The following is a 15,096-nucleotide window of genomic DNA, read 5'->3' on the forward strand; positions in this document are numbered from 1 at the left end:
CGTCACGGAAGCGGGCACGGGCGGCGCTCAGCGGGACGCGGAAGGCGCCGCGTCCTCACCGAGCAACAACTGCCGCACGATGGGCACGGGCGGGTAGCCGTGGGACACCACGGCGTCGTGGAAGCGCTGGAGGGTGAAGTCCCTGCCCCACTTCACCTTCGCGTCCTCGCGCAGCTCCATCAGCATCTTCTTGCCCAGCGCGTACACCAGGTACGTCGGGTCGGAGGTGCCGCGGCGGGCCTCGCGCTCCGCGTTGACCCGCGTCATGTAGGCCTCCTTCTCGAAGAGGCTCACGGCCTGGTCGTACGTCATCCCGCGCGTGTGCAGGGACAGGCCCGCCACGTAGCGCGCCAGCCGCTGGAGGTAGAGCGCCAGTTGGTTCAGCCGCAGCCGGTCCGCCTGCGGGCCCGTGCCGCCGTAGCCCTCGTCCAGCATCATCTGCTCGGTGTACAGACCCCAGCCCTCGCTGAAGGAGCCGGAGCCCAAGAGCCGGCGCACCTTGGACTGGATGCGGTTCGTCCAGAGGAACTGCACGTAGTGCCCCGGGTACGCCTCGTGGATGGAGACGATGGGCAGCGCGTAGCGGTTGTAGAAGCTCATGTGCTGCTCGGCCTGCTCCGCGCTCCAGGCCGGGTCCGGCGGCGTCACGTAGTAGTAGGCCTCCGTCGCCTTCAGCTCGAACGGGCCGGGCGTGCTCATGCTCGCGAAGGACAGCGCGCGGCTGAACACCGGCGTCTCCGCCACCTTCGCGCGCACCTCGCTGGGCACGGTGATGATGCGGCGGTCGATGAGGAACTGGCGGATGTCCTCCAGCGTCGCCGTCGTGGTGGGCACCAGCTCCGCGGCGGCCGGGTGCTCCCTGCCCAGCTCGCGGTACACGTCCATGGGCGCCCTCCCCGGGGCGATCCGCGCGGCCACCTCCGCGAACTGGTCCTGCGTGCGCTTCATCTCCGCGCGCCCCCAGGCCAGCAGCGAGTCGATGCTGTCCGTGACGCCCTCCTCGTACTGGAGCTTCTGGCGGTACGTCTCCTCGCCGATGGCGAAGTCCCCGTTCGAGCGGGCCAGCAGGTCGTCCTTCAGGAAGCGGATGTAGCCATCGATGGCCTCCAGGCACCGCGCCTGCGCCTGCTTGAAGTCCTCCTGGAGCGCCACGTCCCGCACCGGCGCGAAGGCCTGCGGCAGCGTCTGCGCATAGAGCGAGCGCGTGCCCTTCACCTGCTCCAGGGCGATCTCCGTCCACAGCTTCGGCGGGTTCTTCAAGTTGGCCGGCGCAGCCGCGAAGACCTCCGGCACCACCGCCATGCGCTTCACCGCGGAGCGCATCCGCTCCTCCAGCGGCGCGAAGTCGCGGTTGATGAGCTGGTACACGGCGTTGGACGCGAAGCCCAGGGAGGCGTTCGGGTTGCGCTCCCACGAGCGCACCGTCTCCAGGTCCAGGATGCGCGCGCGGAAGTGGTTCTCCAGGATGTCGTAGTCGGCCCGCTCCCCCGGAGCCAGCGCCGCCCGGTCCACCGCCTGGGGCAGCGCCGCGAGCCGGTCCTTCAGGAACGCCAGGTGCGACGCCCGCTCCTCGGACCGGAAGCCGCGCAGCTCGCCGTCATACGTGTGCACGCCCGCGGACGTGGCGGACATGGGCGAGCGGCGGAAGTGCTCCTCGAAGTACGCGTCCACGAAGCCGCGCAGCGCCACCTGCGCGGAGGACGCCTCGGGCGCGGTGGCCGGCGCCTCCGCTCGGGCCGAGAGCCGGGACGCGGTGCATCCAGGGGACAGCAGCAGCAACGCGGCGAGGACGCTCGGGGTTCGCAGGGCCTTCATGGAGCCTCGGGGGGAGAAGAGACGCGGGGAGCGTCGCTGAAGGCCCCCCGTCCCACAAGCGCCCGGCGCCGCCCTGCGTTCCCGGAAGACGCCAGCGCTTCCTGAAGCGACGCGGGCCCCGCCTCGTCCGTGCGTCCTTCCTCACGGGTTGTCACGGCATGGCCCCTGCACATCCCGGGGCAAGCACCTCCAGCCACCATTGCTTGTCGAGGTCCCATGGCCGCCAATTACAAGAAGTTCTTCGCTGGCTCCCGCAACCTCCCGAAGGGCATCTCGCTCGGCTACCCCGTCCCCGGTCCGCAGGAGGCCAGCGCGGATCAGATCGCCGGACAGGCGTTCTTCGCCACGCCGAACGACTGGAGCGCCATCCAGGGCTCGGCGTATGACTTCATCGTGATTGGCACCGGCCCCACCGGCGTGGCCTTCATCGAGCAGACGCTGAAGCACAACCCGAACGCGCGCATCCTCGTGCTGGAGCGAGGCGGCTTCTGGTTGCCCACGCACTACCAGATGCTCCCGCTCGCCTTCCAGGCCGCGACCGGCTCACCGCCCACCACCTACCCGTGGACCCGCACGACGCGGATGGCGACCACGGAGCTGGAGTTCTTCCAGGCCGGCTACATCCCCGTGCTGGGCGGACGCTCCACCTACTGGAGCGCCTGGTGCCCCGCCCCGACGCCCGACCTGATGCGCGACTGGCCGCAGGAGCTGATCGACGTCACGCTCCAGCCGGGCTTCTGGGACCGCGCCCGCGCGTTCCTGCACGTCACCACGATGGACAAGGTCCACGACGGCGTCTACGGCAGCCTCCAGCATCAAATCGATGTGAACCTCCGGGAGAACTTCAAGCGCTACGTGCCCTCCGCGGAGAGCGCGTTCCCGGCGCCCATCGCCGTGGGCAATCCCCCCTGGAAGGGGGTCAGGTTCTACAAGTACTCCACCGTCGGCACGCTGCTGGACTTGCAGCAATCGCAGAAGGCGCTGGCGGCCCAGGGCCAGGGGCAGCCCCTGACCATCGTCGACCACTGCGTCGTGGACCGCCTGGTGCATGACGGCCACGGGACGGTCACCGCGCTGGAGACGAGCCGCGGCCCGCTGGCGGTGAGCTCGGCGAAGGTCGTGCTGGCGATGGGGACCATCCCGCCCGCGACGCTGCTGATGAACTCCTTCAAGGAGGCCCTGCCGAACATCGGCAAGCGCTACACCGGCCACTTCATGTCTCACATCACGGCGCGCGTGAAGCGCTCGGCGTTCAAGGACCTGTCCGCGCTGGAGATTGGCGCCACCTACCTGGACGGCAAGGCGCCCAATGGCTTGCAGTACCACGTGCAGACCAGCGCCTTCGCCTCCGCGAACCCGGAGGCCGACGAGAGCACCATCGCCCACGAGGCCCCGGACGCGGCGGCCGTCGCGTCGATGGCGCAGCTCAAGGGCTCCGAGGATTACGTCGTGTTCGTCTGCGCCACCCTGGGTGAGGTGAGCGAGAAGAACCCCGACAACTGGATCCGCATGAACGGCGGCACCGACCCCGCCACCAACATCACCCTCCAGCTCCAGCCCGGCGTGCAGGACCACCACCTGTGGGACGTGCTCGACGAGGCGACGTACCAGGCCATCGACGTCATGGCCGGGTGCGCGGGCTGCGAGGGACCGCCGGTCGAGTACTGGGTCGATGACGCGAGCGGCACCGGCGGCCGTTGGCAGTCGGAGCGGCCCGACCGGAAGCAGATCCGCCTGAACATCATCGTGCACGAGGCCTCGCCGCTGTGGATGGGCAGGGACCCGGCGACGTCGGTGGTGGGACTGGACTACCGGCCGCACGGCGTCCACAACGTCTACGTGACGGGCGGCGCGCTCTTCCCCACTTCGGGCTCGTGGAACCCCACGCTCACCATGTGCGGCCTGGCGCAGGACCTGGCGGACCGCCTGCGCGGCTGAGGCCTAGAGGAGCTCGCGAAGGACCTGGTTCAGGTGCTCGTCGAAGTCGAACGTGCATCCGGAGGTATCCGGGGCGTCATCCAGCAACCACGGCGCGAGGTCGTAATCGTCGTGGCAGGCCTTGAGGATGAGCGCCCCCTCGTCGCGGCGCCAGCCCGTGTCGAAGCTGTAGAAGTCATGGACGAACGAGTCGGCGATGTACTGAAAGGGAATGAGCCGCCTGCGCACCTCCAGCTCGCGCAGCGCGGCTTCCCGCTCGTCCTCCTCTTCCCCAAAGGAGTCCTCCTCCAGGAACTCCTGATATCCCGCGTGCTGCTCCAGCACTTCGGCGGGGCTCAGCATCCGTGCCCGCTCATGGCCGGATGAGTCCGTCGCGGCGAACAGGCCGTGTTGGGTGATGAATTGGAGATAGGCCTTGGGGAGCAGGGAGCCCAGCGCGGCTTCCAGCAGGCGCAGCTCCTCCTCGCGGACCGGGGTCACGCTCACGGCGCGGAGGGGAAGCCCCTGCTCGCGCGACAGTCGATCCTTCAAGGCGTGGATGGCTTCGATTGCGCTCGGCATGCCCTGGGCTCCGTACCACACGCGGGCGGTGCGGAGGAGCCGCCAGGCCCCGGGCCGCGTGACACGGCCCGGGAACCATGGCGGAACCGCTCCGCGTCAGAACGCGCGCAGGCCGAGCGCGTACGTGGTGATGGACGCCGGGGAAGAGACCTCATGGTCCTTCGACGCGGCCGAGCAGCCCGAGTTCACCGGCCGGATGCGCCACAGCATGTTGCCCGCGCCGCTCCAGTTGACGAACGCACCGCAGCCGCTGAGCGCATAGCCACTGCTCAGGCCCACGGTGTAGCTGGGGTGCGCGACCACCGACGAGGTGCCCGAGTTGATGACGTTGCCAATGGTGCCAACGCCCGGGATGGTGCTGTTGATGCCAATGGCATACGCCGTCGCCGAGGCGGGCGACGCGGAGGTGTGGTCCTTCGAGCGCACGCGCCAGGAGGTCGTGGTGGAGGGCGCCGAGGCGGTGGCCAGGTTGCCCGCGCCGCTCCAGTTCACCCGGATGCCGCCACCCGCCAGCACGTAGCCCGCCGGCAGGGACGCGGTGACGTCAGGGTGCGACACAATCCCGCTCGTCGCCGTGCTGACGGCCAGGTAGGTGCGCAGTTGCGCCGGGGTCAGCCCCGCGACCTTCAGGCCAATGGCCCACGCGCGCACCTGCACCGGGTCCGAGATGAGGTGGTCCTTGGTGGAGACGAGCCAGGAGGTCAGCCCGGTGTCCGGATACGAAGCGGTCAGCATGTTGCCGGCCCCGCCCTCCTTGCCCTCGCCGCCACCGCCAATCACCACGAAGTCGCTGGGGACGGTCACCGTGAAGTTGGTGTTGATGCCCGCGGCGGTCGTCGCATAGCGCTCGAACACCGCGAGGGTGAGCTTGCCGCTGGTGTCCGTCTGACGGAACAACTCGATGGCGCCGCCGCAGCTCACGCCCACCGAGGCGAAGGCCGACGCGACGTCGGAGACGCTGTAGCCGTAGTCCTGCGCCGCGGTCTGCACGCCGCAGGCGCCCTGGTTGAAGTCCGTGCTCGGGCTCCAGTACAGGTCATTGGCGCGGGCGAAGACCTGGAAGGCCCTCGGCGTGTTCCAGCCCGGCTTCGTGGCCAGCAGGTAGAAGGCCTTGTTGTAGACGCCGGACGAGTAGTGCACGTCCAGGCCGTTGTAATAGTTGGAGGCGTGGCCGATGGAGCGGCCGTCCTGCGGCGGGTTGGCCATGTAGCGCAGCGCCCCGCTGCTCTTGAAGATCTCCGCCCCGACGAGGAAGTCATTGGTGCCGCGCATGTAGTACTCGGCGGCCTCGCCAGCGATGTCCGAGTAGGCCTCGTTGATGCCGCCGGACTGGCCTGAATAAATCAGCCCGGAGTTCTGCTCGGTGAAGCCGTGGGACACCTCGTGCGCGCCGACGTCCAGGCTGACCAGCGGATAGAACGTCGTGTACCCGTCGCCGAACGTCATCGCCGAGCCGTTCCAGAACGCGTTCTCGTAGTTGGTGCCGTAGTGCACCCGCATCGTGAGCTGGAAGGTCAGCGGGGCCTTGCCCACGTAGGCCTGATACATGTTGAAGATGACGCTGCCGAAGAAGTGCGCGTCATTGAGCGGTGAATACGCCCCGTTGATGGTCTTCACCGTGTTGCGAGGACACGTATAGGAGAACGGGGTGGAGCCGCTCGTGCCGCCGTTGAGGTTGACGGTCTGCACGTTGGCGTTGCTCATCGTGCACGTGGTGCCGGACTGGGCCACGTCCATGTAGCCGTAGTTCGTGCCGTACTCGTACTGACCCGTCTTGACGTTGCCGCCAGGGCCCGTGCCGATGAGCACGTGCTGCAGGTTCTCCCACTGCTTGAGCACCCGGCCGTCCTCCGCGTCGACGATGACCAGCGGGCGCGTGGGCGCCCCTCCGCCGACGAGGTCCGCGAAGTAGCTGACGACGTAGGCCTTGCGGGCCCGGCCGTCGTCGTCGACGTAGATCATCAGCTCGGAGCGCTCGTTCTCGAAGGACATGGCGCGCACGCGGTTCCCCACGCTGGCAGCCTTGGCGATGTCCAGCGCCTCCGCGGACGACAGCCGGGGCGCCCCCGCCGGGATGTCCCGCTCCAGGCCGGTGACCTTGCGCCCGAACAGCGCGCGCAGCTCTCCGTTGGCGTCCTCGTTGACGATGACGTGCTCACCGAAGATGGGCAGGCCCCGGAAGGTCTGCTGGTAACGGTGGTTGCGGACACCGTGGTCGCTGACGCTGCCCAGCAGCTTCAGGCCCGAGTTCGCGTCGAGCCCCAGCGCCTGCGCGTGGCGGGCAGGCTCACGGTCCGCGCCACCGGTGAGGAAGGTGGCCGCGTGCCGCTGGCGGATCACTCCCAGCTCCTCCTGGTGCAGGTCGACACGGCTCGCCGCCGAGGCGGAGCCCGCGGCCAGCAGTGACGTCAGGGCCGCCACGAGGGTGGGATTCTGGCGAAGAGGCTTCACGTCGCTCACTCCTGGAGTTCGGGGCCGCGACCGCCGCGAGATGCAGCGCGCAATAACCGCCCTCCAGGAACAAACCTAAAAAACAGAAACACTGGGCGTCAACATCTGCCACATACTCTGAGTATGACTCACGTTGTCATATGACACACATGTCGTGATTGTGACGCGGACGCATGACGCTCAAGCCCCGCGTCCCTCTGGGAGTGCATGGCATTGAGCTTGCTCTGCCTCGCGCCGCCCGGCGTGCCCGTACGCCCGGAACCTTCACGCCTGCCCGAGGAACTCATGCGTCGCGCCCGTCCCTCCGTCTTCGAGCGAATCCCCACCGCGGCCCGCGCCTGGGCCTCACGACTGGTGCTGCTGCTGGCCTGCGCCAGCGTCGTGGCCACCTCACGAGCCCGGTCGGACGACGTGGCGTCCCAGGTCCACACCGGCGCGCCCTTCCGCCTGACGGCGGAGACCTTCAAGGTCACGCGCACGCTGGTCGTCCGGACCTCCGCGCAGGAGAAGTCGTCGGATCCGGTGGAAGGCGAGGTGCACATCCAGGCCAAGGCGAAGTGGACGCCGGGAGACCCCATCCAGACGCCGCCGCCGTCGCTGGCGATCGGCTACCTCGAGGGGGAGCTCACCTCCTGGAGCCAGAGCGGCATCCTGGAGCCCAACGTCGCCGTGACGGTGGAGAGCGTGACGTACCTCGGCGAGAACTGCCCGACCGTTCAAGGCTGCGAGTGGACCCTGCAGGTCGTCTTCGACGTCCAGGCCAACTCGGACTCCGGCACGCTCACCGCCCCCGGCACGGTCGACGTGGAGTGGACCGCCCAGGCCTTCATGCACGTGCTGGATGACTCCAGCGCTCCCAAGGGCTTCACCGTGAGCGTCTCCGAGCCCTGATGCCCCCCGGCCTCAAGGCCCCGTCTCCTGGGCCTTGATGAAGTCGATGAACGCCCGGAGCGGCGCGGGCACGTGGCGCCGCCCGGGGTAGTAGAGGAACGGCCCCGGGAAGGACTGCCACCAGGGTTCGAGCACGGGCACCAGGGCGCCGCTGTCCAGGTGCGGGCGCAGCCAGTCCTCGAAGAGGTGCACGATGCCGGTGCCCGCGATCGCGGCGTCGACGGCGAGGTCCGTGGCCCCTCCCGCGCGCACGATGAGCGGGCCCGAGGGCTCGACCGTCACCACCTCGCCGTCGCGCTCGAACTCCCAGAGCGTCATCGCGCCGCTCGCGAAGCGGCCGCGCAGGCACGCATGCCGCAGCAGGTCCCGGGGGTGCTCCGGCCGCCCATGCCGCTCCAGGTACGCCGGGGCCGCCGCCGTGGCGTGGCGCTGGACGCGCGGCCCGATGGGCACCGCGATCATGTCCTGCTCCAGCCGCTCGTCGTAGCGGATGCCCGCGTCACACCCGGCCGCGATGACGTCCACGAAGCTGTCCTCGGTGATGACCTCCAGGTGGATGTCGGGGTACGCGGCGAGGAACGGCGGGACGATGCGCGGCAGCACCAGCCGGGACGCGCTGATGGGCACGTTGAGGCGCAGCGCGCCCGCGGGCCGGCCCCGGAAGCCATTCACCACGTCGAGCGCGGCCTCCATCTCCGTCAGCACGGGCGACAGGCGCTCCAGGAGGCCCTCCCCGGCCTCGGTCGGGACGACGCTGCGCGTGGTGCGGTTGAGCAGGCGGACGCCCAGGCGCTCCTCCAGCCGTCGGACCGCGTCGCTCAGCGAGGACGCGCTGCTTCCGCTCAGGCGCGCCCCCTCGCGGAAGCTGCGGGCCCGCGCCACCACCACGAAGGCGTTCAAATCACCCAGGTCGACCTTCACTGTTCGCCGCTCCGCACGACCTGTACGGGTCGTGCCCCGTTATGCAGAGAGTCCACGGTGGCTATGAATGCCCCATCCCAACAAGGAGATGGAGCATGCCCGGTATCGACTCAGCCAGCACCTTCCCCCTCGGGGGCCGCCCCGTGAAGCGCCTGGGTTATGGCGCCATGCAGCTCGCGGGGCCCGGCGTCTTCGGCCCGCCGAAGGACCCGGACGCCGCCCGGGCCGTGTTGCGCGAGGCCGTGGCCCGCGGGGTGGACCACATCGACACCAGCGACTTCTATGGCCCGCATGTCACCAACCAGCTCATCCGCGAGGCGCTCGCGCCCTACCCCGACGGCCTCGCCATCGTCACCAAGATTGGCGCCCGGCGCGGCAGTGACGCGTCCTGGCTCCCGGCCTACTCGAAGGAGGAGCTGACCCAGGCCGTGCACGACAACCTGCGCAACCTGGGCCTGGACGTGCTGGAGGTGGTCAACTTGCGCATCATGTTGAGCGTGCACGGCCCCGCGGAAGGGTCCATCGAAGCCCCCCTCACCGCGCTCGCCGAGCTCCAGCGAAAGGGATTGGTGCGCCACATCGGGCTGAGCAACGTCACGCCCACGCAGGTCGCGGAGGGACGGCGCATCGCGGACATCGTCTGCGTGCAGAACCACTACAACCTGGCGCACCGCGAGGATGACGCGCTCATCGATTCGCTCGCGAAGGACAGAATCGCCTACGTGCCGTTCTTCCCGCTGGGAGGCTTCAGCCCGCTCCAGTCGTCCACGCTCTCCGCCGTCGCGGCCCGCCTGAACGCGACGCCCATGCAGACCGCGCTGGCGTGGCTGCTGCACCGCTCGCCCAACATCCTCCTCATCCCCGGCACGTCGTCCGTCGGACACCTGAAGGAGAACCTGGCCGCGGCCGAGCTCACGTTGCCGGAGGACGCGCTCAAGGAGCTGGACTCCGTGGCGGGCGCCCGGCCCGCCTGAGCTCGGGAAGCGCCTGCCGCCCGTCGCGCAGCAGCTCCAGCAGCTCCGCGACGGCCGGGCGCACGGGGGCCTGGGCGCGTTGCACGGCGTGCACCGTGTTGGTGAGCGCGGGCTGGCCCCAGTGGACCACGCCCAGGCCCCGCCCCTTCGGGATGCAGAAGCTGGGGACGACGGCGACGCCGTGTCCTCGCGCCACCCACTCCAGCACCTCCTCCAGCTCCTCGAAGTGCGCGGTGCTGTACCAGTGGGGATGGCGCCGGCCGCAGCGTCAGCCTCCGGTGAAGCGACTCCGACTCCCGCAGCAGCGGGAAGAGCACTTAGCGGCCAAAGCCAGACACCGCGGCGATCTCCAGCGGGCGGTCCCCCTCGCTCCCCTGCAACACCGCCTGCACGTCCCGGGCGAAGCCTCCCAGGAACCGGAAGAGCCGGTCCGCCAGGGGCGTGGGCACGAGCCGCGCGGACCGGCGCTCGAACAGGGGCGCGCCGAGCGTCTCCTCCAGCCGGCGCAACTGGTAGCTCACCGTGGGCTGGGTCCGGTGCAGGCGCGCGGAAGCCTCCGTCACGCGCCGGCATTCATAGACGGTCACGAACGTGCGCAGGAAAGGGAGGTCTGGGAAGTCCATTGAGTCTTTCCATGGATGGGCCGCGCTACCATCAATTGGTGTCCTGGCGTTTGAACGCGCCCCTTCCCTCGCCCGGCCCGTTTTCGCGCCTGCACGCCAGTCCCGAGGAGGCGGTGCAGGCGTACTTCCAGGCCTCCGACACCGGCTCCAGCCGGCTGCTGCGGTCCGCGTTCCACCCGGACGTGGTCATGCACTGGGTGGATGGGACGGAGGGAGCGCTGCGGACGCGAAGATCGAAGCGCACGCGCGCTACAGCCACGCGCTGCTGTACCAATCACATACGCCGGACTGCCTCTACGACCATCTCCTCCTGGTGCGAACCGGCGGCCAGTGGCGCATCTCCGCCGCGGCCTGGGGCAATCCCGTTCCGCCTCCGTGAGGACGGGGGTTCACTCGCGGAAGAAGGACGCCTGCTGGAAGCGCAGGCCCGCGAGGACCTGCTCGACCCGTGCGTCGGAGAGCGCCCCGATGCGCTCGCCCAGCCGCGACTTCTCCACCGAGGACACCTGCGACACGACCACGACGCTCTGCTTCGCCAGGTTCCCCTCTCCCACGTCGAGCAGCACGTTGCCGGGCTCGCCCGCCTTCCTCAGGTTGGAGGTGAGCGCGCAGACGATGACGGTGTGGACGCGGGAGCGGTTGAAGACGTCGTCCTGGATGACGAGGTACGGGTGGGCGATGGGCGGCACGGAGCCCCGGGCCTCGTCCGGCTCGCACCAGTACAGGTCGCCCCGGCGGATCGTCTTCGGGCCCGTGCTCATGGGCCGGGTTGTGCCACGCCGTGTCGAACCGGGGCAATCCTTCCCAGGGCCGCGCGTTGGTTGTAGGCAGGGAAGGCAATCACGCCGAGAGGTCGATCATCATGAAGGCCGTGTTCCGGGATGGCGAAGGGCACTTGCGCAACGGCTGGAAGGGCGCCGGCTTCCTCGTGACGTCCGCCCTCCTGGCGGGCATCCTGATGGGGCTCTGGACGCTGCTGCCCGACGGGGTGAAGCCGTTCTTGCCGCACTCGTTCTTCGGCTTCCTGGGCGTGCTGCTCGTGAGCCTCGACTTCCTGTACCTCGAAAAGCAGCCCGTGACGTTGACGTCGCTCGGCATGTCGCTGGACCGGCGCGCGGGACGTGACCTGGGCGTGGGGGCCGTGGCCGGAGTGGTCCTGGTGGGGCTCGTGGCCCTGTGCGGCTGGGTGGCGGGGGGCTACCACCTGGAGCGCGCCGCGAACGCCCAGGTGGCCTCGGTCGTGAAGCTGGCCTGGCTGATGCTGGGCGTGGGCCTCTTCGAGGAGGCGCTGTTCCACGGCTACCTCTTCCAGCGCGCCATCCGGGGCCTGGGCACGCGCTGGGCGCAGGTCGTCATCTCGCTCCTCTTCTGTCTGGCCCACCCCTTCAGCACGGACATGGAGGTCCCCACGCGCGTCGTGGCGATGGTGACGACCTTCCTCGCGGGCTGGATGCTGGGCCTGTGCTACCTGCGCACGCGGCACCTGGCGTTGCCGGTCGGCGTGCACATGGGCTGGAACTGGTTCCTGGGCACGATGGGCTTCGGCGTGAGCGGCAAGGAGGCGCGCGGCTGGTGGACGCCCGTCTTCCAGGGCCGCCCGGAGTGGCTCACGGGCGGCGCCTATGGCCTGGAGGCGTCCCTCTTCTGCGTCGTCATCCTGTGCGTGGCGATTGCCGCCCTGACGCGCTGGAAGGGTTCCGCCGCGCCGGAGCCGGAGGCCCTTCCCCGCCCTGGCGAAGCTCCGGCGCTCCAGGAATGAAAAGCGGCGCTACTCGCGCGACGGCAGCGGCGGTCCCGGGCGCGGCGTGTACACGTTGGCGCTCACGGAGCGCGCAGCCGTGGTGATGCCAATCAGGCTCTCCGCGTGCCCCAGGAAGAAGTAGCCCGTCTCCGGCAGCCGGGACAGCAGCCCCTGGATGACGCGCGCCCGCGCCTCCGCGCCGAAGTAGATGAGCACGTTGCGGCAGAAGATGATGTCGAACGTCCCCACCGGCCAGGTGGCGGGCGCGTGCAGGTTGGCCCGGGCGAAGCGCATGACGGCCCGCAGCTCCGGGCCCGCCGTCATCAGCCCCTCCTGCGTGCGCACGCCCTTCAGCATGTACTTGCGCAAGAGCAACTGCGGGATGCTCCGGGCCCGCTCCAGGCTCCAGACACCCTCCTCCGCGCGCTTCACCGCCCAGGTGGACAGGTCCGTGGCGACGAGCTCCAGGCTCCACCCGGAGCCCTTGGGGAACGCCTCCAGCAGCTCCATCGCCAGCGAGTAGGGCTCCTCCCCCGTGGAGCACCCGGCGCTCCAGACGCGGACGCTCCGGGGCCGCCGGCCCTGCGCCGCCTGGGCCGCCCACTCCGGGAAGACGTGCTCGCGCAGCAGGTCGAAGTGCCGGGGCTCGCGGAAGAAGGACGTCTCGTGGGTGCAGAGGCTGTCGAGCATCCGCACCTTCTCCGCCTCGTTCCCCCGCGCGGTGACGTACGCGTGGTACGCGGCGTAGGACGTCAGCCCCAGCTCCCGCAGCCGCCGCGCCAGCCGGTTCGCCACCAGCGCGTTCTTGGCCAAGGACAGGTGGATGCCGGCCTCCGCCTCCACCAGGTGCTGGAACAGCGCCAGCTCCGAGCGCGACAGCGCCGGAGGCAGCGCGGACGGCCAGGGCCCGTCGCCGCTCATCCCCTCACCCGTTGCCCGGGGCTTCCGGCGCCGGGGCCGGGGCCGCCGGTGCCGAGGCCTCGTCGGCGGCGGCCGTCAGCTTCAGCAGCTCCTCCAGCGACAGGAGCCGGTCCAGGTCCAGCAGCAGGATGAACGCGTCGTCGTGGCGGCCCATGCCCCGCAGGAACTCCAGCCGCACGCGCGTGCCGAAGGCGGGGGGCGGTTCGATGTCCGAGGGGCCCAGCTCCAGCACCTCGCGCACGGTGTCCGTGAGCAGGCCCAGCACCGTCTGCTGGCCGTCCAGCGCCACCTCCACGATGACGAAGCAGGACCAGCGGGTGATGGGCCGGGGCGGCAGCCCGAACTTCACCGCCAGGTCCACGACGGGCACCACGCTGCCGCGCAGGTTGATGACGCCCTGCACGGCCGCGGGCATCCCCGGCACGCGCGTGACGGGGCGGTGTTCGATGATCTCCCGCACGCGCAGGAGGCCCACGGCGTACTCCTCGCCCGCGAGCATGAAGCTCAGGTAGCTGGACCTGCCGCCGCCCGGTTCGGTGGACTCACTCATGGTGCGCGCGCCTCCCTAGAACCGCTGGAAGTCATGGGGAGCCGGCGCCTCCGCGCCGTTCTGGAGCCGGGACAGCGCCCCGTTCGTCGTGGACGTGGCGAGCGGCCCCTGCGCCGCGGCCTGGAGCCCCCGGAGCGGCGACACCGGCAGCCGGTGGGCCGGGGCGCGCGGCGCGGCGGGGGCGTTGAAGCTGAAGCCCTCCACCAGCCGGAAGAAGTTCATCATCTGGAGCAGGGACTCCGCCTGGGTCGCCATCTCCTCCGCGGTGGAGGACAGCTCCTCCGCGGCGGACGCGTTGCGCTGGGTGACCTGATCCACCTGCGTCATGGCGCGGTTCATCTGCGACACGCCGATGGACTGCTCGCGCGAGGCGTTGGCCACCTGCTGCACCAGCTCCGCCGTGCGGCGGATGGCGGGCACCAGCTCCGTCAGCAGTTGGCCGCTGCGCTCGGCCACCTTCACGCTGGAGGTGGCCAGGCCGCCAATCTCCTTCGCGGCCTTCTGGCTGCGCTCCGCCAGCTTGCGCACCTCCGTGGCCACCACGGAGAAGCCCCGGCCGTGCTCGCCCGCGCGCGCGGCCTCCACGGCGGCGTTCAGCGCGAGCAGGTTCGTCTGGTAGGCGATCTCCTCCACGATGGAGATGCGCTCCGCGATGGCGTTCATCGCCTCCACGGTCTCCTTCACCGCGCGGCCGCTCTCCTCCGCGTCCCGGGCGCCCTTGATGGCCGTCTGCTCCATCTCCCGGCTGTTCTCAGAGTTCTGGCGGATGCTGACGTTGAGCTGCTCCAGGCTGGCGGTGGTCTCCTCCACGGAGGCCGCCTGGGAGCTGGTGCCCTGCGACAGCCCCTGCGCGGCGGACGCCACCTGGAGGGACGCGGAGGACAGCGAGCCCGCGGCGCCGCGCACCTCGCTGATGACGCCCGACAGCCGGTGGATCATGTCGCGCATGCTGCCCATCATCCGGCCCGTCTCGTCCGTGCCCCGGGCGGTGACGTTCGCCGTGAGGTCGCCGGCGGTCACCTGCGCCGTCACCTGCACGGCCTCCGTCAGGGGCTGCACGATGCTGCGGGTGAGGAAGTAGGACAGCAGGGCCGCGAGCACCACGCCCAGCACGCCCCCCATGATGATCAGATCGTACAGGTTCTCCGCCATGACGGCGGTGCGGGCCGTGCGCTCCTGCAGCAGGGCCGCCTCGTCGTCACCCAGCTTGGTGAGCAGCATCCGGATGCGGTCCGCGGTCTGCTTGCCGCGCGCGGACTGCTCCACCGCGATGAGCTGCGCCATGTCCCCGCGGCCCGCGCTGACCTCGCGGCGCTGGTTGATGAGGGGCTCCAGGTGCTGGGAAACCCACTGCTGCATCAGGTCGCGGACCTCCTGCTGGCGCTCCTGCTGGCGGTGGTCGCTCTGGGTGAGCTGGCGGATGCTGTCCAGGTTCTGCGACACGCTCAGCCGGGCCAGGTTGTAGGGCTCCAGGAACTTGTCGTCGCCGGTGATGATGAAGCCGCGCTGTCCCGTCTCCAGGTCGGCCAGGTCACCCTCCAGGGTGCGCACGGCGATCATCACCTTGTGGCTCTCGGTGTCGCCCTCGGCGGACGCGGCGACCTTGAGGATGGTCGTGTACACCACCACCACCAGGCCGATGATGATGGCGACCATCGCGCTGAAGGCGAGCGTCAGCTTCGCCGTGATGCTCAGGTTGTTGAACATGGT

14 protein-coding genes are annotated in these 15,096 nt (G+C 70.0%); 4 read left to right on the forward strand and 10 right to left on the reverse strand.

Going from position 1 to position 15,096, the window contains the following annotated elements:
• Window positions 1–27 precede the first annotated feature (27 nt).
• Entirely contained in the window at window positions 28–1,815 is a 1,788-nt protein-coding gene (locus K8556_RS25235; protein WP_223742643.1) for a DUF885 domain-containing protein, read from the reverse strand.
• A 216-nt stretch (window positions 1,816–2,031) separates the two neighbouring features.
• On the opposite strand from K8556_RS25235, the gene K8556_RS25240 reads away from it, so the two are divergent.
• Entirely contained in the window at window positions 2,032–3,753 is a 1,722-nt protein-coding gene (locus K8556_RS25240) for a GMC oxidoreductase (RefSeq protein WP_223742644.1), read from the forward strand.
• Between the two features lie 3 nt (window positions 3,754–3,756).
• On the opposite strand, the gene K8556_RS25245 is transcribed toward K8556_RS25240, so the two are convergent.
• Both K8556_RS25245 and K8556_RS39525 read right to left on the reverse strand, forming a co-directional pair.
• A complete protein-coding gene (locus K8556_RS25245) occupies window positions 3,757–4,314 on the reverse strand; it encodes an SMI1/KNR4 family protein (protein WP_223742645.1) in 558 nt (185 codons plus the stop codon).
• 96 nt (window positions 4,315–4,410) lie between these two features.
• On the reverse strand, window positions 4,411–6,765 hold the full coding sequence (locus K8556_RS39525) for a M4 family metallopeptidase (RefSeq protein ID WP_370639967.1): 2,355 nt from the start codon (window positions 6,763–6,765) through the stop codon (window positions 4,411–4,413).
• A 285-nt stretch (window positions 6,766–7,050) separates the two neighbouring features.
• Here K8556_RS39525 and K8556_RS25255 point away from each other — a divergent pair, with 285 nt between their 5' ends.
• Window positions 7,051–7,656, forward strand: coding sequence for a hypothetical protein (locus tag K8556_RS25255; RefSeq protein WP_223742646.1), 606 nt, complete (start codon window positions 7,051–7,053; stop codon window positions 7,654–7,656).
• A gap of 12 nt (window positions 7,657–7,668) precedes the next feature.
• On the opposite strand, the gene K8556_RS25260 is transcribed toward K8556_RS25255, so the two are convergent.
• Window positions 7,669–8,577 carry a LysR family transcriptional regulator gene (locus tag K8556_RS25260; protein ID WP_223742647.1) on the reverse strand — a complete coding sequence of 303 codons (909 nt, stop codon included), beginning with the start codon at window positions 8,575–8,577 and terminating at the stop codon, window positions 7,669–7,671.
• A 95-nt stretch (window positions 8,578–8,672) separates the two neighbouring features.
• On the opposite strand from K8556_RS25260, the gene K8556_RS25265 reads away from it, so the two are divergent.
• A complete protein-coding gene (locus tag K8556_RS25265; protein ID WP_223742648.1) occupies window positions 8,673–9,551 on the forward strand; it encodes an aldo/keto reductase family oxidoreductase in 879 nt (292 codons plus the stop codon).
• Here K8556_RS25265 and K8556_RS25270 read toward each other — a convergent pair.
• The 3 genes from K8556_RS25270 to K8556_RS25280 form a co-directional block, all read right to left on the reverse strand.
• Window positions 9,511–9,759 (reverse strand): LysR substrate-binding domain-containing protein, encoded by a 249-nt coding sequence (locus tag K8556_RS25270; RefSeq protein ID WP_370639968.1) that lies wholly within the window; start codon window positions 9,757–9,759, stop codon window positions 9,511–9,513. The genes K8556_RS25265 and K8556_RS25270 overlap by 41 nt on opposite strands.
• Before the next feature lie 109 nt (window positions 9,760–9,868).
• Window positions 9,869–10,174 carry a LysR family transcriptional regulator gene (locus K8556_RS25275; protein WP_223742649.1) on the reverse strand — a complete coding sequence of 102 codons (306 nt, stop codon included), beginning with the start codon at window positions 10,172–10,174 and terminating at the stop codon, window positions 9,869–9,871.
• Between the two features lie 389 nt (window positions 10,175–10,563).
• A complete protein-coding gene (locus tag K8556_RS25280; protein WP_223742650.1) occupies window positions 10,564–10,935 on the reverse strand; it encodes a type II toxin-antitoxin system PemK/MazF family toxin in 372 nt (123 codons plus the stop codon).
• A gap of 101 nt (window positions 10,936–11,036) precedes the next feature.
• On the opposite strand from K8556_RS25280, the gene K8556_RS25285 reads away from it, so the two are divergent.
• Window positions 11,037–11,933: a CPBP family intramembrane glutamic endopeptidase gene (locus tag K8556_RS25285; RefSeq protein ID WP_223742651.1), complete on the forward strand. Its 897-nt coding sequence runs from the start codon at window positions 11,037–11,039 to the stop codon at window positions 11,931–11,933.
• Window positions 11,934–11,942: 9 nt separating this feature from the next.
• Here the strand turns inward: K8556_RS25285 and K8556_RS25290 are convergent, their stop codons facing one another.
• From K8556_RS25290 to K8556_RS25300, 3 genes are read right to left on the reverse strand one after another with little or no spacing between them, the layout of a single operon-like run.
• Window positions 11,943–12,836, reverse strand: a complete 894-nt coding sequence (locus tag K8556_RS25290; RefSeq protein ID WP_223742652.1) for a protein-glutamate O-methyltransferase CheR — start codon at window positions 12,834–12,836, stop codon at window positions 11,943–11,945.
• Between the two features lie 4 nt (window positions 12,837–12,840).
• Entirely contained in the window at window positions 12,841–13,386 is a 546-nt protein-coding gene (locus tag K8556_RS25295; protein ID WP_223742653.1) for a chemotaxis protein CheW, read from the reverse strand.
• Between the two features lie 15 nt (window positions 13,387–13,401).
• Entirely contained in the window at window positions 13,402–15,093 is a 1,692-nt protein-coding gene (locus tag K8556_RS25300; RefSeq protein ID WP_223742654.1) for a methyl-accepting chemotaxis protein, read from the reverse strand.
• Between the last annotated feature and the right edge of the window lie 3 nt (window positions 15,094–15,096).

This window comes from Corallococcus sp. AS-1-12, from assembly GCF_020036995.1.
Lineage (GTDB): Bacteria > Myxococcota > Myxococcia > Myxococcales > Myxococcaceae > Corallococcus.